The organism is Streptomyces aidingensis (genome assembly GCF_900112355.1).
Classification (GTDB): domain Bacteria; phylum Actinomycetota; class Actinomycetes; order Streptomycetales; family Streptomycetaceae; genus Streptomyces; species Streptomyces aidingensis.
Genome location: NZ_FOLM01000020.1, coordinates 19486 through 43442, shown reverse-complemented (window position 1 = coordinate 43442; position 23957 = coordinate 19486). Strand labels below are relative to the sequence as shown.

The 23957-nt window shown below is 71.5% G+C and carries 15 protein-coding genes; 2 read left to right on the top strand and 13 right to left on the bottom strand.

Features of this window, described 5'->3' with window-relative positions:
- Positions 1–217: 217 nt before the first annotated feature.
- Positions 218–412 carry a hypothetical protein gene (locus BM242_RS25075; protein ID WP_093841215.1) on the top strand — a complete coding sequence of 65 codons (195 nt, stop codon included), beginning with the start codon at positions 218–220 and terminating at the stop codon, positions 410–412.
- Positions 413–463: 51 nt separating this feature from the next.
- On the opposite strand, the gene BM242_RS25070 is transcribed toward BM242_RS25075, so the two are convergent.
- From BM242_RS25070 to BM242_RS25015, 11 genes are all read right to left on the bottom strand, one after another.
- On the bottom strand, positions 464–670 hold the full coding sequence (locus BM242_RS25070) for a hypothetical protein (protein WP_093841214.1): 207 nt from the start codon (positions 668–670) through the stop codon (positions 464–466).
- Between the two features lie 107 nt (positions 671–777).
- Positions 778–1413: a class I SAM-dependent methyltransferase gene (locus BM242_RS25065; protein ID WP_093841213.1), complete on the bottom strand. Its 636-nt coding sequence runs from the start codon at positions 1411–1413 to the stop codon at positions 778–780.
- A 262-nt stretch (positions 1414–1675) separates the two neighbouring features.
- Complete coding sequence (locus BM242_RS25060) at positions 1676–3946, bottom strand: UvrD-helicase domain-containing protein (protein ID WP_093841212.1); 2271 nt, start codon at positions 3944–3946, stop codon at positions 1676–1678.
- Complete coding sequence (locus BM242_RS30605; protein ID WP_245834504.1) at positions 3943–11067, bottom strand: DEAD/DEAH box helicase; 7125 nt, start codon at positions 11065–11067, stop codon at positions 3943–3945. The genes BM242_RS25060 and BM242_RS30605 overlap by 4 nt, the downstream gene beginning before the upstream one ends.
- 140 nt (positions 11068–11207) lie before the next feature.
- Positions 11208–12155 (bottom strand): hypothetical protein, encoded by a 948-nt coding sequence (locus BM242_RS25045; protein ID WP_093841211.1) that lies wholly within the window; start codon positions 12153–12155, stop codon positions 11208–11210.
- A 13-nt stretch (positions 12156–12168) separates the two neighbouring features.
- Positions 12169–12759 carry a hypothetical protein gene (locus BM242_RS25040; RefSeq protein ID WP_139238441.1) on the bottom strand — a complete coding sequence of 197 codons (591 nt, stop codon included), beginning with the start codon at positions 12757–12759 and terminating at the stop codon, positions 12169–12171.
- 137 nt (positions 12760–12896) lie between these two features.
- Positions 12897–13622, bottom strand: coding sequence for a hypothetical protein (locus BM242_RS25035; protein ID WP_175541569.1), 726 nt, complete (start codon positions 13620–13622; stop codon positions 12897–12899).
- Positions 13623–13664: 42 nt separating this feature from the next.
- Positions 13665–18149 carry a DUF6531 domain-containing protein gene (locus BM242_RS25030; protein ID WP_139238439.1) on the bottom strand — a complete coding sequence of 1495 codons (4485 nt, stop codon included), beginning with the start codon at positions 18147–18149 and terminating at the stop codon, positions 13665–13667.
- A 109-nt stretch (positions 18150–18258) separates the two neighbouring features.
- On the bottom strand, positions 18259–19008 hold the full coding sequence (locus tag BM242_RS25025; protein ID WP_093841207.1) for a toxin C-terminal domain-containing protein: 750 nt from the start codon (positions 19006–19008) through the stop codon (positions 18259–18261).
- Positions 19009–19060: 52 nt separating this feature from the next.
- Positions 19061–20155 carry an AAA family ATPase gene (locus tag BM242_RS25020; RefSeq protein WP_093841206.1) on the bottom strand — a complete coding sequence of 365 codons (1095 nt, stop codon included), beginning with the start codon at positions 20153–20155 and terminating at the stop codon, positions 19061–19063.
- A complete protein-coding gene (locus BM242_RS25015; protein WP_093841205.1) occupies positions 20148–21362 on the bottom strand; it encodes a DUF262 domain-containing protein in 1215 nt (404 codons plus the stop codon). Before BM242_RS25015 ends, BM242_RS25020 begins: the two co-directional genes overlap by 8 nt.
- 333 nt (positions 21363–21695) lie before the next feature.
- On the opposite strand from BM242_RS25015, the gene BM242_RS29670 reads away from it, so the two are divergent.
- Complete coding sequence (locus BM242_RS29670; protein ID WP_093841204.1) at positions 21696–22544, top strand: helix-turn-helix domain-containing protein; 849 nt, start codon at positions 21696–21698, stop codon at positions 22542–22544.
- Between the two features lie 101 nt (positions 22545–22645).
- Here BM242_RS29670 and BM242_RS25005 read toward each other — a convergent pair whose 3' ends face one another.
- Positions 22646–23095 carry a PIN-like domain-containing protein gene (locus tag BM242_RS25005; RefSeq protein WP_093841203.1) on the bottom strand — a complete coding sequence of 150 codons (450 nt, stop codon included), beginning with the start codon at positions 23093–23095 and terminating at the stop codon, positions 22646–22648.
- Entirely contained in the window at positions 23092–23868 is a 777-nt protein-coding gene (locus tag BM242_RS25000) for a DUF433 domain-containing protein (RefSeq protein WP_093841202.1), read from the bottom strand. The genes BM242_RS25005 and BM242_RS25000 overlap by 4 nt, the downstream gene beginning before the upstream one ends.
- Positions 23869–23957: the final 89 nt, after the last annotated feature.

The window sequence follows — 23957 nt, the reverse complement described above, 5'->3', positions numbered from 1 at the left end:
GGACTACGCTGTGCCCGAGCGGTCACCGAGGGCGAGTGCGGGGCCGGGGCAGCGGCCGGGGAGACGGGGGCGAGGCGATGGATCCGTTGTCGTTCGAGACGGTCGGCACCGCGGTGACCGCGGCGGCCCAGGGCGCGGGCAGCGAGGTGCCCGGGAGCCCGAAGGGCCCGAGGAGCCGGGGGCCGCCCTGCCGCTCGACCCGCGGGACGAGGCGCAGGTGCGGGAACTGGCCGCGCTGATCTTCGGCCCGGCCTTCCAGGACCCGGAGTTCGCCGCCGAGTTCGCGCGCTGGCGGGAGCAGGCCGAGGCCGCCGCCGGGCCGGCCACCACCCAGGTGATCAACCAGGTCACCGGCAACGCCCAGGTGCAGAGTCTGATCCAGGGCCAGAACATCACGTTCAACCATCCCTGAACCATCCCTGAACCATCCCGAGGCACCCCGCAGGCCGCCCGGGCCCGCCGGTCAGCGGTGGCGCCGGCGATGGGCCCGCAGTCTGCGCAGCACGGCGCGCGCCGCCAGCAGCGAGGGCACCAGCCTGCCAACTCTGCCCAGCCGTCCGCCGCGCGCCGGGCGGCGCCGGGCGCCTCCCAGCACAGCGGTCAGCAGACCGCCGGCGCGCCCGCCCGGCAGCCCGCCCCGCCCGCGGTGGTGCGGCCGTCGGCCGGACATCCTGTGACTCAAGCTCACGGTGTTCCCTCCCGGTGGTCGACCGATGGGAATGCAAGGTTTCGTCCTTTTCATCCCTTTGCGGAGTCGGCTACCCGGGGAGACGGCGGTCAACCGTCCGAGGGCTCGGAACGGAGCCGGACCAGGGCGTCCACGGCGTCCCGCGCCGCACCCTCCACCGGCCGCCGCACCCGCTCCGCCAGCACGGTCCGCAGACCGCTCCCGGCCAGCGCGGAGACCACCTCGTCGGGGGAGTAGAGCACCTCCGGATCCTGCGGACCGCCGGTTCCCGCCTCGATATTGGTGGCGTCATGGCCGATGACCAGCAGGGTTCCGCCGGGCGCGAGGACCCGCGCGGCCCGGCGCCAGACCTCCCGGCGCGGGCCGGGCGGCAGATGCAGATAGCTGATCAGCACCAGGTCGAAACCGTTCCCCCGGCCCCACTCCGCCCAGCTCCCGGCCTCGGTCACATCGGCCCGGACCCAGCCGACCCGCCCGGCCGCCTCCGGCGGGCCGGCTGCGGCCAGCTTCCGTCCCCGCTCCACGGCGACGGCCGAGAAGTCCGCGGCGGTCACCCGCCAGCCCCGCCCGGCCAGCCACAGGGCGTTCCGGCCCTCCCCGGCCGCCAGGTCCAGGGCCCGTCCCGGCGGCAGCCCGGCCGTCTCCCGCGCCACCCAGCGGTTCGGCTCCCGCCCCCACACCAGCTCCGCCGCCGCATACCGCTCGTCCCACGCCCGGCTGTCCATGTCCCGCGCCCGCCTTCCGCTCTCGCCTCACCGCAGACCGTAGCCCGCCCGGTGCCGAAGCACCCCGCGCACGCCGAACCGGCATGCAGCCGCTGCCTCCTGTTCCCGGCTTGCAAAGAAAAGGCCACCTACCGTATGGCCTCCCGCCGGCATCCGTGACTCCCGGAATGTGGCCGCCGCCCGCCCGGAGAGGTACCGGCGGGCGGACGGTGGGGCGTCCTGCCCCGCTTGGTGCTCCCGCCAACGGCCGGGTGGCGCACGGTCAGGCGCTCAGCAGCGGGGCCAGGAAGGGGCTCGGAGTGGCGTGCCAGGTGAGGACGAGGGTGTCGCGGGCCCGGGTGGCGGCCACGAAGAGCAGGGAACGGGCGCGCTGCATCTCCCGGCGATGGCGTGCCGCGTCGACGGTGCGCAGCCGGGCGACGGCCTCCCGGGGGACCAGGCCGTCGCTCACCCCGGCGATGATGATGCGCCGGTACTCCAGGCCCTTGAACCGGAACATGGTGCCGATGTGTACTCCGCCGCCGTCTCCGCGCGGGCCGTCCGGGCCGATCTGGACGGCCCGCAGCATGCGCCCGGCCAGCGAGTGTTCGACCTCCTGCGCCATCTGGTTGGTGGGGACGCAGACCGCGATCTGCTCGTGCGGAATCCGTGTCCGGGGATCGGCGTCCCAGCCGGCGATGACGGCGGCGATGGTTTCCCGTTCTTCTTCCCAGTCGCGGCAGCCGTGCAGTTCCGGCCCGCCGCCGCTGAGCACCGAGCGGTAGCCGGCCAGTGTCTCGGTACCGCCGTCGAGGTCGTCGTAGGACTCCGTGCCCAGCAGGGCCAGGGCCGACCGCAGAATCTGGCGGGTGGTGCGGTAGCTGAGGTTCAGCCGGGAGGCACGGCCGCGGATGTTGATGCCCAGGCCGGCCAGGGCGACCTGATTCTTGTAGATGCGCTGGTGGGTGTCGCCGACGAGGAACAGGTCGTTGCGGTCGCGCGGCACCATGGCGCGCAGCATCTTCCAGTGTGCCGGGCGCAGATCCTGGGCCTCGTCCACCACGACATGGCGATACCGGTGGCGCAGCCTTCCCCCGGAGGCGTCGGCCAGGTGGATGTTGTGCCTGCCGCCGGCCTCGGCCCGCTGCCGCTCGACCGCGAGTATGCGCTGCTCGCGCCCGATCTCCAGGCGAGCGGCACGTTCGGCGAGCTGGTCCCAGGTCTGCCGGCCCTGCCGGTCCAGGCGCTGGGTGAACCGCTCGGCCAGCTGCCAGATCTCGGCGCGCTCGGCGCGGCTGACGCTCCGGCCGCGGCCCGCCCGCCGGGCCCGGAAGTACTCGCTGCGGGTGCCGCAGGCCTGGCCGAGGATCACCTGGCTCCACTCCTCGTGCAGGAATTCGGCGTCCCAGGTGCCGGTGCCGAGTTCGTCGAGCAGCGCCTGCCACTCCCGGACCGCCTGGCTGTCGTCGATGACCTGTTTGCGGGAGCCTGGCTCGGCCTCGCTGACGATGCGCAGCGTGAGCTGGTCCACATGGCTGACCTCGACCCGCTCCAGGAGTTCCTCGCCGCCGAGCTGGAGCAGCCGGGACCGGAGGTCCGCCGCCAGATTCTTGTTGTAGGTGGTGAGCAGTACCGGCTTGTCGTGGCCCGGCGGCAGCCGGTCCACCAGGTGTTTCACACGGTGCAGCGCGACGATCGTCTTCCCGGTGCCCGGTCCGCCGCCCACCCGGGCCGGCCCCGAGTAGTCACGTGCCACCAGCCGTGCCTGGGCGGGGTGCAGAAAGACCTTCCAGCGGCCGAAGTCCCCGCCCTCCAGCGCCTCCCGGAGAGCCTCGTCCGTGGTGGTGACCACGGTGGCCGGGCGTTGGGCGGCGGCCCCGAAGTCGTCGGTGTCCACGCCCTCCGGAGCCGCGACGGGGGCGGTGACCTGTTCCAGGACCTCCTCGTAGGACCGGCCGTCGTGGAGGGCCAGCAGCACCTCCCCGGTGAGCTGCGGTGCGTACTCGACGAGGCCCAGCAACTGGTCCTCTGTGGTGAGGGAGCGGATGACGGGTATCAGAGGGCCGGCCACGCCGAGGTCGCCGAGCTGCTCGTCGGTCCAGGCGGCGAACAGCGGCGGCGGTCCGGCCGCGCCGGCCGGCGCTGAGGGGACCGGCCCGGCGGCGGGGGCGGGCTTCGGCGCGGAAGCCGGCTCGCGCAGCACACTGTCCTCCACCACCTTCAGGTCGATGTACTCGATGCCGCCGGTGATGTGGTTGATGCCATAGGAAAGCCGGTCGAGGTGCTGGTAGACGTCCTTGCGGTGCTTGACCGAGACGATGAGCCAGTCGGCGTCGGCGAGCCGCAGCAGCAGGGCACGGTATTCGTCGTTGACCCGGGCCGACCAGAGCCTGCTGTCGCCCTTGAGCTGCTGGAGTTTCAGCCCCGTGGCGTGCGGGTTGTTGCGGAATTTGTGCTGGAAGTCGTACAGCGCGCCCTTCACCGGCCGGGGAAGCTTCAGGATCTCCTTGTCCGCCTTGTCGAGCAGGCGGAGGGTGGCACCCGTGCTGGTCATCGCTCTCGTTCCTCACCCGTCTCGGTGCCGCCCAGCCGTGCGGTCAGCTCTCTCGCATCCCAGCCGGAGGCCGGCCGGACATCCCATCCCGCGGCGGCGAAGGCCGCGTCCCGGCCCTGTGCCTCGGGATCGGCGCCGTCTTCCTCCCCGCTGTCCGCCCGCGGTGCCAGGACGACGCCGATCCTCGCGGCCGGCCAGGCCAGCTCCGCCATCCAGCCGTGCCGGGTGTCCAGTTCGTATCCGCCGACGGGCACGGGCGCCCCCAGTTCCACAAGTGCGTGGGCCAGTTCCGCCAGCCCCGCCTCGTCCGGATCGAGCAGCTCCAGCACCTCGCGCCAGGCACCATCGGGCGGGACACCGCGAGAGACGGGCTCGTCGCCGGGCGACGCCGCCGGCTCCCGCACGGAGGGCGGGGAGGGGGCGGCGGTCACGGCCTCCGTCGGGAGGGCGGAAGGCGGGGCGGCGGCAGTCCCGGCGTTTCCGGACAGCCATCCCGGACCGCCGGTCACGGCGAGGGCACCGGTCTCGAAGCCCGGCACCAGGGAGGTGGTGAGCTGGGCGCCGTCCCCGCCTCCCGCCTCCAGGAACTGCAGCAGATTGCTCCAGTACAGCCAGGACCGCCAACGCCGCCGGTGCGGCCCCTCGTCCGCCAGGGCGGCCCGGCTGTCGTCGAGCACGGCGAGCGCGGTCCACCTCGGCGGCCGGTGCCGCTGGTCGGCGGCCAGAACCAGCGGCAGCCCAGCCGCATCGGCGGCGGCGAACAGCTGGACGGGTCCGCGCGGTCCGGCCGGCACACCGCCGCGCAGTGCTGCCGCCAGCTGCTCCCCGGCGGCTTCGGCCGTCACCGCCCCGCCCCTGGTGCCGTTCCCGGTGAGCCCGGCGACGGCGGCCTCGGACCGCCACAGCCAGCGTGCGGCATCGGGGTCGCGCAGATAGGCCAGCAGCAGCGTGGCCGGTCCGGTCCAGACCGTCTCGGCGAGCTCACCGGGCTGCCCGCCCCGTACGTTGGCGTAGTAGGTGCGGGCCCGCTGCTCGCCGCGTTCCTGGCTCTCCCGGTCCGGCCCGTAGGGCTGCCACACCGGCCGGCCGTCCGGGCCGTCCGGGCTGGGGGAGGAGGAGCCGGGCACGGGGCGGCCGTGGTTCCTGATCTGGCGCTGCCACTCGCGGACATCGTGGTAGGTGAGCTGAAAGACCCGCAGGCCCTCGGCGCGCAGCCGGGCGCGCTTGGCCGCGTCGTCCGCCAGCCTGTTGTGCCGGGGACTGGTGTGGAACTCGTAGCCGTCGAGATAGACCGCCAGCCGGGGGCCGGGCGCGTCCAGCCGCTCGAACAGCACGTCCGCCCGGGTGCCCCCCAGCGCACGCTGCTGGGAGACCCGCCAGCTCAGTGTGGTGCCGGTGGCTCCGGTGAGTCTCAGCTCCAGCGAGTAGGTACCAGCGGTGGTGGTGTAGGTGTCGGCGCTTGCGGCATTTCCCGGTGTGCCGGCCCATTCCCGCAGCGTGTCGATGAACAGGATCTCCAGATCGCTCTCGGCCTGCCGCTCCAGCGGAATGTCGCGCGCGGTGGCCACCGGCGCGGTCTCCCACCGTTCGCCGTCCTCGCCCAGCAGGTCGTCCAGCATGTGCCGGATCTCGTTGCGGCTCACCTTGTCGTACTGCTCCGGTGGCACACGGCGCAGCACACAGCGGTGGCAGCCGTCCAGGCCCCGGTCGCGGCAGGGGCAGTCCTCGATGATCCGGCGGGCGTGCAGCAGCACGTCCCGGAACCCGTCCGGTGCCGCCAGCCGGTGCAGGTACCCGGTGCCGCCGGGGAGCCGGTCGTAGACGACCAGGAAACGCCGCGGCCAGTCGGCGTCCGGTTCCGCCATGGTGGCGCCGGTGATCTCGATGTGGTCGGGATCGCCCCCGTAGTGCGCGGCGATGCCGACGAACAGCGCTGCGGTGAAGGAGGCCAGCCGTTCCGCCGTGCGGGCCACGGCCGCCGGCAGCAGCACCCGCACCGCCTCGGTGACCAGTTCGTGCGCGAGCAACAGCGGCACGTCCCGTCCGGGGCCCGGGGCTCTTCGGCGCGGGCACCACAGCAGGTGGTGGCTGCCGCCGTGCGCCGGGGACCGCTGCGAGGCGGTGAGCGCGGCGCTCGGCCGGTCCAGCACCGGGCGCCCCTCGGCGGTGGCGCCACCGCAGTCCTCGCACACCAGGAACGGGCTGATCCGCACCTCCTCCCCGGCGACCGGTGCGGTTCCGCCGGCGCCGCCGTCGTGCCGGTCCGGGCCGAGGTTGATCCGCCGGATCACCGCCCGGCGGGTGAAGTCGGCACCGAAGACCGCGCCGGTGTGCCGCCAGGAGCCGGGTGCCAGATGGTCCGGGTCGATGTCCACCGCGGTCACCACGCTGTATCCGGGGCGCTCCCGCTCGTCGCGGTCGTCCCGGACCCTGGCGTCGTCCCGCTTGTCCCGGGCGATCACCCGACGCGGCTGGAGCACGCGCTGTACGCATCCGGCGTCCGCGATCTCCCGCCCCCCGCAGCGGGGGCACGGGGAGGCGTCCGTCTGCGCCCGGTGGGTGCGGACATAGCCGCAGGACGGGCAGAGCCGCCAGACCGACCAGGCCCGCCGCTCCGGACTGCCGATGTCCAGCGCGCACACCCGGTGCCGGTAGCCGTTGACGTAGAAGGTGCTGCCCGGGGCGAGCTCGGTCAGCGCCAGCCGACGGGACCGGTCGTAGTCCCGGACTTCACTGCGGTGAATCCGGCGCCGCCCGGCGCTTTCGGCACCCGGCCGCCCGCCGGCCGGTGCAACGTCCCCGCCGACCCCGCCGACCCCGCCGACCCCGCCGACCCCGCCGACCCCGCCGACCCCGCCGTCCCCGCCGTCCCCGCCGTCCCCGGCGTTCTCGGTGTGCTCGGCGTCCTCGGTCCAGTAGAGGGTGGCCTCCAGCCGGGTGGTGGTGTCGGTGAGGCTGTAGTTCGGCAGCAGCCCCAGCTCCACCAGGGTGCCGTGCGCACTGGTCCGGCTCAGGTCCCGGAGCAGGTCGCCGGTGGCCCGCCGCTCCGCCAGCAGCTCGCGCCGCTCCCGGTCCTGTTCGCGGTCGGAGCTGAGCAGCCGCGTCACCGAGTCGTCGATCGCTCCGATGCGGCGGCGCAGCTCCTCCCGCCGGGCCGTCCAGTCCTCCTCCGCCTCCTGGAGTGCCCGGACCACGCCGCCGGTGGCCCAGGCGCGCAGCTCCCCGGCGGCGTGCTCCGAGACGCCCTCCCCGCCGGGCGTGGCGAAGAGCGAGAGGAATTCCCCGGCGAGCTGTTCGCCGTGGGTGAGTGCGGCGTCGGCCAGGTCCTGGCACCAGCCGGAGGCGCCGAACAACGCGGAGGCCAGCCGCGGCACGGGCGGCAGCGGGCTGCCGTCCGAGGTGGTCAGCAGGGCGCGGGCGGCCCGGTCCAGCAGGTACGCCGTGTACTGGCGGCGCAGGATCTCCACCGCCGACAGATGACAGCCGGGCGGGACGATCTCCCCGTTGATCATCTCCTTGGGCCGGCCCAGATAGTACAGATCGCGCGCCCGGCGCCCGCCGAGGGTGACGATCAGCGCATTGCCGGTGCGGCGGCCGGCCCGGCCGGCGCGCTGCACATACTTCGCCGGTCCGCTCGGCAGGGAGCCCAGCAGCACGGCCGACAGGTCCCCGATGTCGATCCCGAGCTCCAGCGTCGGGGTGCAGGAGAGCACATTGGGGTCGGTGTAGTGCGTGCCCTGGCGGAACGCGTGCTCCACCCGTTCCCGCTCCGGCCGGGTGAGCATGCCGGTGTGCTCGGCGGTGACCACCCGGAAGGTGCCGCCGGTGCGGTACAGCCGGCGGTAGTAGTCGCCGCGGTAGTCCCGTTCCCGGGCGCCGCCGAAGCCTGGGCCTGCCCCCGCCGGCCCGCCGGACCGGCCCGCCGCGGACGGCTCCGCGTTCTGCGTGGGCCGCAGCACGCCCCCGCAGCGGTAGCGCGGGCACGGATGCCCCCACCAGCGGGTGCGCCGCTCCGGCGGCACCACCTGCTGCCAGCCGCAGGCGGGGCAGGCCACGAACGCCTTGTTGACCACCGTGTCGTCCAGCAGCCGCACCTCGATGTGGCCCGGCTGGAGCCCGTAGACCCGGGTGGCCCGGTCCTGCGCGGTGCGCACCGCCAGCACCCGCTCCTCGGCGAGCGCCGGCAGCAGCCGGCGCAGGAACTCCACCGCACCCGGCGCGTCCAGCAGCAGGCAGCGGCGCGTCCAGTCCTGGTACCAGCCGCCGCGCCCGGGGAGGGTGTCGAAGACCGAGCGGTCCCGCTGCCCGTCCAGCAGGAAACGCGGCGGCGCCACGGCGCGCCCCTGAGGGCCGCGCCCGTCCGGGAAGGCGGGCATGCCGGTCGGCCGGCCGCCCCAGATCAGATACCGGGTGACGCCCGCGTCCCGCATCCAGGGCTCCAGCCAGCGGTGCCGCACCGCGCCGCGCAGCCGCAGCCGTTCCAGCAGGCCCCGCACGTGTGCCAGGAACCGGTCGGGTGTCGGCAGTCCGTCCGCCACCACCAGCTGTCCGGGCAGCGAGAGGTACAGATCGCGCGCCAGGGCGGCGACCCGCTCGGGCTCCCGGATGACGACCTCGGCCGCCGCGGTGCGGGTCAGCTCCAGGGTGCGCCCGAGCCGGGACCGCAGGCCGAACTCCAGCACGGTGGCGAAGGCCAGCCGTTCCCCGATCAGCTTCCAGGTGCGCCGGTCACCGGTACCTCGCCCGGACAGCAGCCGGTCCACGCCCGGCTCGTCGTGCAGATCGGGCGGCACCACGGCGGCCAGGGCCTGCGAGTCGTCCACCGAGTCCAGCACATTGCCGATCAGCTCGTTGAGCGGTACCGGGGTGCCGGCGTCGTCCAGATTGTGGGCGAGCAGCGAGCGGAGCGAGAACTTGTAGGAGGCGTTGGCCACGTACCCGGCGCGGTGCGCCGCGTCCTGGGTGGAGTCGTTGAACAGCAGGGTCTTGCGCTCTCCGGGGGCCAGCGCGATGTCCCCGCCGGTGAAGAGCTGGGTGACGGCGGCCGACGCCAGCGCGGCGAGTGCGGTACCGAGAAAGCGGATGGCGTTGTCGGTGTGGCACGCCGGGCAGCGGTCGTCCAGGGCGGCCCGGTCGGCGACCCTGCGGTCCAGCACGGCGACGGCGAACCAGGCGTCCAGCAGTTCACCGCCGTCCGCGGCCGTCGGCGGCCGGTACCGGCCGCGCGTCCCGTCCAGGACCACGACGGACTGCGGGTCCGGGCCGGTGCCGGGCGCGGGTGCTGGCCGCGCGCCCGTCAGCGCCTCCAGCGCGGCACGCCGCTCCGCCCCGGTCGCGGCGATGAAGTAGCGCAGCCGCCGCCGGTCGCGGCTCACCCCGGCCCGCCAGATCCGTTCCGGCGCCATGACGAGCTGCTCCGGGTCGGCCTCCGGTGACAGCGCCGCCCATCCGGAGCGCCCGCAGGTGCGGCAGTAGACGGCGGGCAGATACACCTGCGGCGGTCGCAGTGCGGTGTCCGAGCCCGGCAGCGGCCGGGGCCGCCCCGACCCCCCGGCGCCCCCCGAGTCAGCGGCTCCGGCCGGCCGTCCCGCACCGGCGGAGGAGAACGGCGGCGCGGAGAGCGGGGCGGCCTGCGCGCCTTCCCCGCCGGTCTCCGCCCCGGGGGAGGGGACGGCCGCCGGCCCGCCGGCCCTGGCCTGCGCACGGTCGTCCTCGAACCAGCGGAACTCCGGAGCGCGGCCCACCCCGCGCAGCACCCGGGTGACCGGCCGCACCCACAGATGGCTCTCGATGTGCAGCAGCGGGCGGGGACTGTGTTCCTCCGAGTCCGGGTCGCGGGCGGCGGAGAGCAGCGCCACGATCCGGGCCAGTGCCTGCAGCACCAGCCGCGGATTCTCCCGGGCCGTCTGCCCCCAGGCGTATCCGAACCCGACCCGGGCCAGCAGATCGGGCAGCTCCCACTCGTCCAGCGGCTCGCCGCCGAGCAGCGACAGCAAACCGTGGGTGAAGCTGTGCCGTTTGAGCAGCCGGCCGAGCCGGAACGGGTCCAGGCCGCCGCGCTCCAGCAGCCGCTCCGCGAGGCCGTCCAGGTCCAGCAGCTCCGGCCGGACCTCCGCCTCCGGGCCGCCGGAGCAGGCGACGACCTCCTGCGGGCCGGGCGGCTCGGGCAGGGTGTAGTCCACGCCGCCGGTGAACTGCTCCGCGGACAGCCGCTCCTCGCCGATCACCGCGTCGGCGGGGAACGTCACCCCGAACACCTGCCCGGCGACCTCCAGAAGCGCTCCGGCCGTCCGGCCGTCGCCGGCGCGGCCCTCGCCCAGGGTCGCCGAGGTGGCGACCGGGCAGATCCGGCCCAGCGGCCGGCCGGGCCGGGCCGCCCCGACCGCCGCCGCCAGCCGGCGCAGCAGCACCGCCACATCCGTGCCCTGGGCGCCGTCGTAGGTGTGGAATTCGTCGAGCACCACGTACGCGATGTCGGCGCCCTGCCACAGCGCGGCGTCCTCGCCGCGCTGGAGCAGCAGATCGAGCATCTTGTAGTTGGTGATCAGCACATCCGGTGGCGCGGCCCGCATCTCCTCGCGCCGGGTCCGCACCCGCCGGAATGCGGTGTCCGGCCGGTCCCCGATGTACAGGCCGGCCGTGACCTGCGCCAGCTCGGGCCGGGCCAGGTACTCCCCGATCCGCCCGGCCTGGTCGGTGGCCAGGGCGTTCATGGGGTACAGCAGCACGGCCTTGATCCCGGACCGGCCCCGGGCCTTCTCCCGCCGGCAATGGTCCAGCACCGGAACCAGGAACGCCTCCGTCTTGCCGGAGCCGGTGCCGGTGGTCACCAGGGTGGGCCGTGCCGGGCCGCGCAGCGTGCTCAGCCGTTCCCAGGCCCGCGCCTGGTGCCGCCAGGGTGTGAAGCCGGGCGCCCACTCCAGATGCCGCTGCCACCCGTCCGCCGCGGCCGGGAACGGTGTCCTGATCCGCAGGAAGGGCCCGCGGAAGATGCCCGTCTCCGCGTCACCCAGAAAACGCTCCAGGGCACCCCGGGTGTCCTCGTCCGACAGGGCATACGTCGTGGTGAGGTACTGCGTCAGACTCCCCCGCAGCTGCGCGGCGGCCAGCGTCGGCCTCACGTCGTGCCCTTTCCGTCCTGTCCTCCCCAAAACAGGCCACCTACCGTATAGCCTCCCGCCGACATCCGTGACTTCCGGGAATGTGGCCGCCGGCCGCCCTGAGAAGTACTTGCCGCCGGCCGGTGCCGTCCGGCAGCCGGTCAGTCGGTCACGACCGCCTGGACCTCGGTGACCGGGACCGGTGTCTCCACCCACTCCGTCTCGATGCTCTCCGGCAGGCCGGGCAGGTCCAGCGGCCCGCCGTTGTTCTCGAACCGCACGTCGTAGACGAGCCGGGCGCGGGCCGGATAAGCGGCGGAGCCGTCCGCGGCCTCGGCCGTGCCCTCCGTGGACGCCCGCCGGTAGACGTGGGTGCAGTCGTCCGCCTCGGCCGTGATGAAGGGGCAGGTGAACGGCCCGGTGCCGTCGCCGGGATCGACTTCCAGGCGGTCGGGCTCGGCGATGGCCACCACGCTGGCGGCCGGAGTGCCGGGGACCGGCTCGTTCGACGGCCCCTCCGCCCACCACCAGGTTTCAATGAGTACGACCGTCCTGCCCGGCGGACTGAACGCCAGGGTGAAGGAGGGCAGCTGGAGCTGCCCGTATGCCTGCCGGGCCAGTGTGCCGAGTGAGGGGGTGTCCGGGACGAACCAGCCCCAGTCGCCGGAGACCCGGGTGCCGTCCGGGGCGTAGCAGGCCTTGTAGGTGTAGACGGAGTCCTCGGTGGGCTGTCCCGGGGGCCAGTCCTCGGGGTCGGGGTAGACGCTGGAGGGGAAGTTGATGAAACAGGCGTTGTCGCCCTCGCAGAAGCGGGAGGTGGAGGCGTCCTGGCGGCCCTTGTTCTCCACGGCGGACAGGTCGCAGGACGGGCCGCCGCCGGTTTCCGCGCCGCCGTCGCCGCCGGGGCCTTCACTGCCGCTGGAACCATCCGTCCCGGGGTCGGTGATGGGGCACTGATACTCGACATTGCCGCCGCCCAGGTCCACCAGGATCTTTTCGTCGTCGTCGCAGGATTCGGCGGCGGCCTGTTGCTGCCCGCCCACGGCCAGCAGAGCGGCGGTCAGCACCGCCGCCACGCCGCCCGCCGCCCACCTCCGCCGCTCCGACATCACACCATCCCCCTCAGCATGTGATCGTCGCCTCCTCGGAGGGCCGTTCCTCACTGATCAGCCAGGTGCCGGAGGCGCGTTCGGCGAGCACCACCCGGGGGGAGCGGCCCGCGGACTGGATGGGCACCTCCTCGCCGTTCCGCACTGCCGTCCAGCCCTCGGGGTCGACACAGGACTGGATCCGCGCGGAGCCGTCGGGGGCGAGTTCCACGGTGATCTCGTCGATGACCGGTTCGCCCACCCGCCGGATGCCGTCGTCCTTCATGGGCTGCACCCGCGAGATCTGTTCCTCCGCCACGCCTGGCGTGGCAATCCCCTCGAACAGGGCCGGGTCGAGATCCTCGCCGTTCTCCAGGGCGATCAATGCCGCCCAGTAGTCCTGGTAGAGCTGTTCCAGAGCAGCGGTGTCCGCCTCTGCCGTCCCCTCTCCCTCCTGATCCTCAGCCGTGGCATCGTTCTCGGCAGGGGTAGCGGGCTCGGCACCCGCGATCTCGTCGTCACCCGACTCCTCGTCACCGGCGGAGGAGCAGCCTCCCGCGAGCAGGGCCGCCGCGGCCAGGGCGACAGCGAGCGTGCGGGCACGCAGAGTCATGCTATTCGTCACGACGGTCAGGTTACTGCCCGGCGTGCCGCGGCGGCATCGTCGTCAGAAGTCGCCCGGAGCGGGCCGGAAGCCGGTCGGAGGATGAATAACGCCGTGTCGCCCTGCTGGGCTGCGTGCCGGCACGAGTCATGGGCTGATCAGTACCAGTCCTCGATCAGTTTCCGGATCGCTGCGGCGAGGACGGGAGCGCGGCCTGCGGAAGAGCCGAGCGCCTGGGTGCGGGTCTCCAGCGCACGGAGTTCGGCCAGCAGCCCGGGATCGGCGTCGTCCGTGATGCGGTCGATCAGCGGCTCCGCCAGGTAGGGAAGGAATGCACGCAGCAGTCCGGCGAGCACGGGATCGGGTGGGCTCTCGTCATGCGGCTCCCAGTCCGTGACCAGGAACCGCTCGGGCCGTTCGAGGAGCCAGCCGCTCAGCAGGCCGCCCACGAAGACGAGATCGAGGCAGGGAGCGATGCGAAGGCGGACGCGTTCGCCCCGCGCCGGGCCACCACTGCCGTAGTGAGCGGCGAGGGCACCGCCGTCCGGGCTTGACCAGCACCCCTGGGTGGCCGGCAGTTCGAAATTCCGGGCGGGGCTCAGCCGGAGCCCGCCGGTGATGATCCGGGTTTCGGGCCAGGATGCGCACACGCCTGCGGCCGTGTCGGTGAGCGGGGGCACGTGCAGGAACAGGCTGTGCAGGTCCCCCGAAGGGTGCTGGAAGCGGATCTCGTCGTCCCCTGTCCACAGCCAGTCCTGGCTGCCTCGCGTCACGGCGTACGCCTGTTCCCGCTCCGATGGCTTTGCATAGCCGCCCGTCATCAGGAAGCCGCCGTTCAGCGAGAGTCGCGGCGGGTGGGGAAGGGGCGGGGCCGAAGTGTCCACCGGCACTCTGTCCGTCAGTTGCAGTTCCACTTCGGACTCTTTCTACGGGAAGAACGGTACGGCGGGAGGAATGCTGCTGCCCCCGGGCGTCGGGATGGTGCCGTTCACGATGTTGTCATGGGTCACGGGGAGCCCCGGGTCCTCGGGTTTGCCTCCCAGAGCCGCCGCACCACTCTCGTTCCGCGGGCCGGACGGGCCGTAGCTGGTGATGATCTGTCCCTTTCTGGCACCCGCACTCTCCATCACCACGATGTCGTCTCCGCCCCGGACGATGATGCGCTGGCTGGTGCCGGTGGAGAGATAGGCGGCGTCCGGGTTCCGGAGAATTTCCAGCTCCCGCGCCTCCGACAGATGGCCGTGGTAGTTCGAGTGGAGCCGGCGTTTTCCTTCCCCTGCCCGGTCAATCGTCTGTTGCAGAACCTTCTTGGCGTTCGTGATCTTCTTGCATTCGAGACCCAGCGGATCGATCGCCAGGAAGGGATTGTCCACATACCCGTAGTGATTCGGGTGGGGGTGCATCCCCAGGGGGTCGGGGGAAACGTACCGCGCCGTTTCCGGGTCGTAGTGGCGGTAGTAGTTGTAGTTCCAGCCGGTTTCCGGATCGGCGTACTGACCGGGGAAGCGAAGCGGCATCGCGTGGTCGTACTCATCAGTGGCCGGCACGCCCCAGACCGTGGTCCGTGCGCGCCAGTCGATGTGCCCGGACTCGTCGACCAGTTCCGTCGGGGTGCCCACGAAGTCGGTGATGACGGAGTGGAACCGGAGCGTCTCGCCTCCGGTCCCCCCGGAACCGTCCGCCGTGGTGTGCCGGGTGGTCTGGGCGACCGGGTGCTGGTGAAGGTAATCCCAGGTGATGGTGGTGACCTTGTCGTTCCCGGGCTCCACGGAGACTTGCTCGATCAACTGCGTGCCGTGCCAGGAGAAGTCGACCTTGCGCAGCAGGGCACCGGTGTCGGACAGGTGCTCCTTGGCGATGCGGCGTCCCAGCGGGTCGTAGCGGTATCGCCAGCGCGAGCCCTGGGGAGTGGTGACCGCAATCAGGCGGTCCTCGGCATCCCAGTTGTACCGCCAGGTGAGCGACTTGCCCGACAGGCACTTCCGTTCCCGCCGTACGATCCTGCCCGCCGTGTCGTACTCGTAGCGGGTACGCCCCGCCCGCATGACGCGCGTGCCGACGTACTGGCGGGTGCCGGCCGCATCGGGTTCCCCGCCGCCGGACTGCCACCGCGCTGCGGTGACACCACCCGCCAGGTCATAGGCATAGGACTCGTCGTGGCCACCGCCCATGGCACGGAGTACCCGTCCCGCAGGGTCGAGTGTGAACTCGGTCAGTCCCTCGGCGTTGTGGAGGCCGACCACATGCCGATCGGCGCGGTAGGCGTAGTGCCGCTGCTCGAGCACGGTGCCGGCCGACACCAGAGCCTGGCCGCTGAGCCGGCCGGATGCGTCCCAGGAGTGCCGGAGCCGGAGATCGGGACCGATTCCGCGGGTCACTTCCCGGCCCGCACGGTCGTATTCCCAGGTGAGGGCACGCCCGGCGGAACGCAGCACCGTGGGCAGGCCGGCGGCGTCATAGTCCCAGGCACTGGTGAGGCCGCTCGGGGTGATGCGCTCGCGCAGTTGTCCTGCCGCGTCGTAGCCGAAGACCGCGGTGCGGCCGTCCACGGTCTGCCGTACGGTACGCCCCACCGGGTCGCGTTCGACCGCGATGGCGGAATCCGGACCCGAGGCACGGAGCATCCGGCCAGCGGGGTCGTAGTCGAAGCGGGTGCGACTGCCGTCCACATCCTTCTCGGTCATGAGACCGAGCGAGTTGTAGCGGAAGGACACCGTGCTGCCCGCCCGGGTGACCCTGCGCAGCGGGCGGCCGACGGGGTCGTAGGCGTACGACTGCTCAGCGCCGTCGAAATCCTCCTCCTGGATGACGTTGCCGACGGCGTCGTAGCGATAGGTCCAGGTCAGGCCGTGCGGCCCGGTCACCGAGGTGACCTGCAGCTCCGCGTCGTGGGTCAGGTACAGGCGGGCACCGTCCGGAGCCGTCCGCGACAGCAGGAGTCCGAACGGGCCCGGCTCGAACCGGACGACGCCGCCGGCCGGATCGGTGATGCTCAGGCAGTTCCCCTCCGCGTCCCACGACCACTGCTGTGTTTCGCCCTGGGGACCGACGCGGAGCAGGGGCAGCCCTTCCAGGGTCCACTGCATGCGGGTCACGGCGCCGAGGGGATCGGTGGCCTCGATGACACGGCCGAGGGGGTCGTGGCGGTATTCGGTGCGGCTGCCGGTGGGGTCCACCACCACGGTGGGCAGCCCCGCCGCGTTGCACTCCAGGGTCGTCCTGCCACCCAGCTCGTCCACCATCGCGACAAGGTGTCCGAAGGCGCCGTACTCGAAACGGGTGGCCGCTCCGAGGGGGTCAATGACCGCGGTCCGGTTCCCGGCGTCGTCGTATTCCTGCCGCCATGTGGTGCCATCGGCCTCGGTGATCAGCACGGGCAGGCCCTGCTGGTTGTAGCGGACCGTCATGTCGCGCCCATCCGGCCGGGTGATCCGGGACACCCGGCCGTGCTCGTCATAGCCGTAGCGGGTGCGATGGCCCCCTGGGTCGGTGACCGACAGAAGACGGTCGTACCGGTCCCACTCCCGCCGGATGGTGTTGCCGAGGGGGTCGGTTTCGGCGACCAGCTGGTAGGCGTCGTTGAACTGGTACGTGGTGGTGTTGCCCAGGGCATCGGTGAAATGGGTCCGGTACCGGTCCGGGTCGTACACGATGCTGCTGGCTAGGTATCCCCCTGCGCCCTCCGTGCCTGTGCACCGGCCTGCCTCGTCGTAGGCGTAGCGGTACCAGTGACCGTTGCGGTCCTCCCAGGCGACGATCCGGTGCTCGTCGTCGTAGGTGAAGGTGTACGGCAGGCCGGAGGAGTTGTAGATCTTCGCCAGATTGCCCTGGGCGTCGTAGCCGTAGCTGACGAGGACGCGCTGCTCCGGGTCACTGAGCAGCCGGAACTCGGTGATCCTGCCGTCGTCGACGGACACCCCCAACCGGTAGCCTCCGGAGTGCACGACCTCACGCGGCTCCCCGCGTTCGTCGTACAGCACATCGACCCGGTTTCCGTTCCGGTCGGTCATGGCCACCAAGGGCAGCACGGAGTCCGGCTGCCCTGGTGCGGCGCGGAAGTGGAGGGTGCGTCCGTCGTCGGTACGGTGCACCGTCATGAGGCCGTGAGGCTCGCCGTCCCACGCCAGGTCCCACCGTGGCCCCTCCACGGCCACCACCGACTGCTCAAGGCCGATCCCCGGGACAGGGAAGTCGAGGATCATCCCGTCGGCGGCGAAGTACTGGACGCCGTCATCCGCGAGACGCAGATGCTGGTCCAGCACGGACGCCCAGGAAGGCCCGAACCATCGGCCGTGCCGATAGCCCGACAGGTGGTGGCGTTCCATTTCGAGGCGCATGACGGAGGGGAGCGCGAAATCCGTGGCGGAGGTGAGCATTTCCCCGGTGGCCATGTCCACCGGGTCCGTCTTGCACACCTTGCTCACGTCGGGCCGACCATGACGGCGCAACGTCCGTCCCAGCCCCTTGGCGCCGGCCTTGAGGCCCTTCAGGCCCGACTTGACTCCCTTGAGCAGTCCGGCGGCGGTGGTCAGGCCTTTCATGCCCGGAATGCAGTCAAGTGCCGCAAAAGCGACGTCCCAGAGCGATGCCTCGCCGTTGGCGTATTTGATCAAGGTGTCGGCGAGGACGATGAGGGCGGCGGCGAGGACGAGCAGGGCGAGGGGGCCGCCGACGATCATGGCGATGATGCCGACGACGGCGACGATGATCTTGCAGACGTTGACGATGGTGTCCCAGTTGTCGACGACCCAGTCGACGGCCTTCTGCCACCACTTCTTGTTCTGCATGCCCGCGTCGGAGGCTTCCTCCAGGTCGCGTTTGCAGCGTTCGGCGGCTTCCTCGCGGGCTTCCTTGGCCTGCTGGGCCAGGGCGATGGCGGCGTTGAGCTTCTCGCGGGCGTCGTCGACGGCGGTCTGGGCGTTGCCGGCGTCGAGCTGGGCGTCGGACAGGGCGCGGCGGACCTCGGCGGAGACCTCTTCCTCGTCGGGGGGTTCGGCGGCGTCCTCGGCGTCGTCGAGGGTGGAGGTGGCGCGTTCCAGCCAGGACTGCGCCGTGGACAGCTCCGCCCGCGCGTCCTCGGCATCCGTCAGCGCCTGGTCGGCGTCCCGCTGCGCGTCCTCCAGCTTCGGCGCGTAGGTGAGCAGCGCCTGGCCGGCCAGGTCGTAGGAGGTGTGGAGTTTCTCCAGGTTGGGCGGGACCTTGTCGAACTTGTCCCGGTAGGAATCCGCCGACTCCCCCACAAACGCCGCCAGGGTGCCGTCCTCGCCGAGGGTGCGGACCTTCTGCAGGGCGTCGTAGACGTCGTCGGCGAAGGTGGTGAACTTGTTGCCCAACTGCTCGATACGGGACGGGTCCCCCGGTGTCGGGTCCTGGTCCATGTCCAACGGCGACCAGTCAGATGCCCGTCCCACGTCCCCCACCCCTCAGACCTGCTTGACGGCTACATCCGTTGCGGGCCGCGATTCTAACGAGGCGGCATGACGGAGAGCAATCGGTCAGTGACGAACCGACTGCTCCCGCCTATTCCTTGACGTAGCGGAGGCTTGCGTCATAGGTGCCGGTCCGCGCTCCGGATCGGTCGAACCTCTTCCAGCCATCCGTCACGTTGTGGCCGTCCACGTCGGGAGTGATGTACTCCTTGCCGTTGGAGTAGGCGTCCTGTCCGTGGGAATCGAACGGGACCCGCTGGGGCGGGATTCTGCGGGCGTACCCCAGGGCCGCCGCCCGCTGGGCGGTGGTCGGCACCGGTGCCCTGCCCCATGCCTGGTGCTCGTCGGCCTCGGCCGGGCACGAGCAGTGCCGCACCGGCTCCCGCGACTCCTCCAGTTCGTCCTCGGCGAGACACAGGATCTCCAGCTCCACCCAGCAGCATCCCCACTCCCGCTCGACCGGCAGGCTGATGGCCATGCCGTTGGTGAGGTGGGCGGCGGCGATGCCCTCCACCAGGCGGCCCCGGTGGCGGTACTCCACCGCCGCCGGATCGTGCGTCGTGGGCAGCACTTCGCGCACCGGGTGCTTGTTGCGCAGCGCCAGCAGATACCGGTGCTGCTCGCGGTTGCGCGGGCTGTGGTTGCGCCACTGCTGGTAGACATAACCCTGGGCCAGCTCGGCCTTGTTCAGGGGGCTCTGAGTGACGAGCGTGATGTCCTGCTGCCACTCCTTCTTGATGTGGCGTAACGTCCCGATGAATCCGTCCATGGCCTGGTCCACCTCTCGCGGACCGGCCTCCGATCCGCAGGACAGCTCGTTCAGGAAGAGTGACAGCGGCACCTTCGTTCCCTCGGTGAATGATCCGGTGTGTGCCCGGCCCGCCCCGGGGCCGTCAGTCCAGAAGCTGGTCCAGGGCGTTCTCCCACTCGTCGAAAAACCCCTCCGGCCAGTCGGACAGCATCCCGTCGTCACCCACGGCCGGTGACAGCACCTCGGTCACCATGCCGTCGCGGCGGAAGTAGTGCACGGCGGTGGAGGCGCCCGGGATGCGGCGCTCCTTGACACACAGCCGCATGCCGTTGAGCACGTGATCGCTGTGCGTCTCCATGACGATCTGGGCCCCGCCGGCCGCCGCCGCACAGGCCAGATAGGCCAGCCAGGTCTGCCCCCGGGGGTGCAGATGCGCCTCCGGGTTCTCCAGCAGAACCAGGCTGCCCGGCCGGGCCGACAGGCAGGCCACCACGACGGGCAGCGCGTAGGTCAGGCCGAAGCCGACATTGGTCGGCCGGTGCGGATTGGAGGCCGACGCCCCGGACCCGAAGGTGTACGACAGCCGTACGGTGTCCGTGCCGGCGATGCCCTCGGCGTCCACCTGCACACCCGGACAGAGCTTGCGCAGCCAGGCCGCCGTCTGGTCCAGCAGCTTCCGCGACGACTCTCCGGGATGGACCAGCCCGTCCATCGCCACATGTCGCTCCTGGTGCGCCCGCAGGAAGTTGACCGTGTGCTCGCCGTGCGGGCCCAGGAACTCCCGGGTGACAACGGCGTGGTGGGAGCGTGGGTAGCTGACCTCCGGCGCTATCCGGTCGGCCCGCAGATACTGGAAGCCCGGCCCGAAGAGAGTCGGCAGGCGGCCGGGGTCCCCGGCCGGACCCACCAGCGGCAGGTGGTCCGCCTCGGGTTCGTAGGCCGCCGTCCATGACACGGCGCAGCCGTCACCGCGCACGGCCAGCGTGATGTGCGGATCGTCCTCCTGGTACGCCTCGTGCCGGACATCCCGCCCGGTCCCGAGTTGCACCAGTTCCTCGTTCAGCAGCAGCCCGTGGCCCAGTTCCCCACTGTCGAAGGACTGCCGCAGGAGGGAGAGCGCCTGTAACACCGTGCTCTTGCCCGACGAGTTCAGTCCGGTCAGCAGAGTGAAGGGAGCGAGGGGCAACTCCTGCCGGGCGAACGCCTTGAAGTTGGTCAGCCCGATCTGTTCAAGCATTCAGCACCGTCCAGAAAGCATCCTTGACCGACTGGAAACGGTAGTTCACCTTGTCCGCGTCCCCGGTGCCGGCGGAGATGGCGTCGTAGAAGATGGTGTCGTCCATCAGAGCCTCGAACTCCGCGAAAAGCATGTCGTCCCTGCGATCCAGCTCCTCGATCTCTTCGCGGGAAAGCAGGGCGAGGTTGACGGCCTCCGCCTCGAAGAGCGCCTTGTTGATCGGCGGCCGGCGGTCACTGTCCAGGAGCTTGCGGAAGGCCCACTCCCCGAAGACAAGGCGGCCGGCGGCCATTCCCTTGCGGAAGTACCCGCGCACACGCCCGAGCTCCGGATCGGAGAGCCCGTTGATCCGGTGCATGGCGTTGCGCAGGAAGCCGTCGAAGTCCTGGCCCGTGTACTGGTTCGGCGGGGTGAGGAGAAAGGCGACGAACCGCAGGCACATCTCGCGGTCGGCCATCCGGGCCGGGGACACGCTGTGCCCGGTGGCGTCCAGGAACGCCGGGCTGGAGGCGAGTTCCTTGAGGAAGTCCCGGGCCCGGCCGGGAATCAGGGCGTGCCGCAGCTCCTGCCGGGACAGCGGGGCACCGGCGGTGTTGATGCGGGCGAAGATGTTGAACTTCACCGCCTCCGGCGTGCCGTGCCGGATGAGCAGCACGATCAGCTCCGTCTCCTCGATGCGCGTCTTCATCCGCCCCGGCAGGTCGTGGAAGGTGCAGCCGTTGAACTGGGTCAGATACTCCAGCCCCGACAGCCGCAGCGGAGGCTCGCCCAGCAGTTCCGGCTTGACGAACCGCGCGATGGTGGAGAGCCGCTGCACGCCGTCCACCACCACCCAGGAGTCGTCGCCCTCCTCGGCCGCGTAGATCGCGGGCAGGGTGATGCGCAGGAGCAGCGACTCGATGAGACGGCTCTGCACCACCGGCTTCCAGATGCCCGCGGCGCGCTGGAAGTCCGGGGTCAGGTCTATCGTTCCGCGCTCCAGCCGGTTGAGCAGCAGTGAGACGGTCGGGTTGCGGGTCTGCACCTCGATGCGCTCGGGATCGAAGGGCTCCTGTACGCCGCCGTTCTCCTCCTCCGGCTCCACTCCCGCGCTGCGCCCGGAGTCGTCGATCTCCACACGCAACTCGGCGGCGGCGTGGGCGGTGGCGCGGGACGGGGATGCGGGCGACGGTGCGGCGGGGCTGCTGGGAGGTTCCGTCTCCGCCATGAGTCGGGGGCGCCTTCCCTCGTTCGAGTGCCGGTGGTGCGGGCGATGTTAGCCGATCGGCCGCCGTCCTCGGGCGGTTCCCGCCGCCCTGTGGATTCCCGGAGGGCGGCGGGCCGCCGGGCGGTGCAGCGGCGGCCCTGTAAAGGACTGAGGAGAAAGAACCTTCCCACCCACCCACCAGCGAAGCCCTCACCCGATAGGGGGACTTCGCTGTGATCGCCGGTGCACCGGGGGTTATCGTCGCCGCAGACAACCGCAGAAAGACTTCGGCCCCCGCGCGGGACTGGCATCCCGCCGGGGGCCTGACCGATGTAGGAAGACGAGACCTTCCCCATGGCTGCTCCCCAGGTTAGCGCGCCCGCGCACGGCCTCCGGCACGTACGGGCCAGGCACACCAAGAACTTCACCATCCTTCGCAACCAGCTTCTCCAGCGCCCCGGCAGCGCGGTGACCATCGGCGTCGCCGCCTACCTGCTGTCGCTGCCCGAGGGCACCCCGGTCAGCGTGGAACGCCTCGCCCGGCACTTCGCCGAGGGCACCATCCGTATCCGCCGTGCCCTGAACGAACTGGAGGCGGAGGGCTACCTCGTGCGCTGCCGGGAACGGGCCGGCGACGGCACCGTCCGCACCCGCTACGTCGTCCACCACCGCCCCGGCACCGCCTCGGACACCCACGTCGTCCCCGCGCCACGCCCCCGCACCCGGCCCCGGCCGCTGTCCGCGCCCGCCGCTAACCTTCCGGCCCCGTCCCCGGCGCCCGGACCCCAGGCCGAGCCCGCGCCCGAGCCCGAGCCCACCAGTGACCAGGCCGCCGCTGTGCTGCTGGGCCTGCGCGCCCGCGACCCCCGCCTGTGCCTGTCCGAGCGCGAGACCCGCGAACTCGGCCCGGCTGTGGACGACTGGCTGCGACGCGGCGTCACGCCGTCGCAGATCGCCCGCACTCTGACCGCCGGCCTGCCGCAGCCGCTCACCCACCGCCCGGTCCGGCTGCTCGCCTACCGCCTGCGCGAATACCTCCCGCCCCGGGCTACGGCCCACCCGGCCGACGACCCCTCGCCCGCCCTGCCGCCGCCGCTGCGCACCTGCGCCGGATGCCACAACGTCGCTTTCCGCAGCCACACCGAAACCCACTGCCGCACCTGCCGCCCGGAGGCACCGCTGCCGACGGCTCCCGCTGGCTGAACGGCGGCCCAGCAGCAGGCGGGGCGGTCTCGCTGACCGCACCGGCGCATCCGCCGAAGATCGGCTCGCGAGACTTCCGGTGTGCGGTGCCCGAGCGGGAGCTATTCCCTGCGGCGCTTGCGGTCCTCAAGACGTTTGCGCAGCACTGCCTCCGGTACCTCCAGCAGGCCATCGGGGGTCATCTTGTACGCCCACGGCCCGGGCCGGTCAATAAGCGGCAGCATCTCCGGCAGCAATCCTTGGAACCGCTCGATTTGCTGGCGTGCGCTGAGGTTGTTGTTGGGGTAGAGGAGGTACCGGGCGGAGGATTCCAGGACTGCGGCGATTTCAAGTTCATTCTTGAGGATTGAGCTGTCTGCGCCGACGCAGATGCGTCCCTCAGAGCTTGCTTCGGAGAGCCAGCGCACGTCCTTGACCGTCTCGGCGGGTTTGACTCCGTAACGCTCGCCGATGGTCACCACGTCCGTGCCCATGTCGCGTAATGCCTGGGCCAGCCTCTTCGAATTGCTGCTGCGGTCAAGGAAGAGCCTGAGGTCTTGCGCGCTGCTCATGCGACTCCGCGTTCAACCCGTTCGGAGAGCTCGGCGACCTGGTCGACCGGAAGATCGAAATCTTCGGCTGTTTCTTCGACGGTATCGCCCGCACGCAGCCGGCCTGCCACGGCGTAAAGGGGCGTCCCGGTCGCGGTGAAGTACGGCTGCCCGAAGTTCACCTGCGGCTCTGCCATGACCTCGGCGACCTCGTAACCGGGGAGATGCAGCCGAGCGGCATACCCGTCCCCGTCGTCGTAGTGGATGTTCCGCATATACTTCTCGACGACTTCGCGGAAGACGTACTGACCGTTCTTGAGAACGATCAGTTTCCGGGCTTCGCGCCTTTCGGTCCTGTCCAGATCCTGGCCCTCGCTCACTTCGAAAAGAAGCTGCGCCCCTACGGCATACAACCTCTTTGAGGCAAGGGCGTACTGTACGCCAAGCCGTTCCCGCACCAATTCCAGAGCCGGCCGAATCTGCTGCATCGGAACATCGGCCCGCCGGAGAGCAGAGAGGAACATTCCCTCGGCGAGCCCGATGAAAGGGATGGAGGGCTGCGGCGAATGCGGTTCCCCAAGGTAAGTGATCAGCGGTGCACCGTGGACGGGAGGGCGGTTACGGAACCGATTGTGATACCCCTGCGCCCACGAGCGGAATGTCGATGGTGGCATGTCAAGGTAATGTGCGGCATGGGTCTGGGTGTACAGGGGAACATCAAAACGGATGTCGCTCGTGGCAGTGACCATCTCCGGCTTCCCTCCCCTCTTTCTCGTCTCCTCGGCCTGGGTCATCCCCGCTGCTGTACAGGGGAAACAGCCTAGCGAGATGTCGTCCTTGCGATCTCGACGTAGGGCTGGCTTCACTCCAACGATACCCGCGC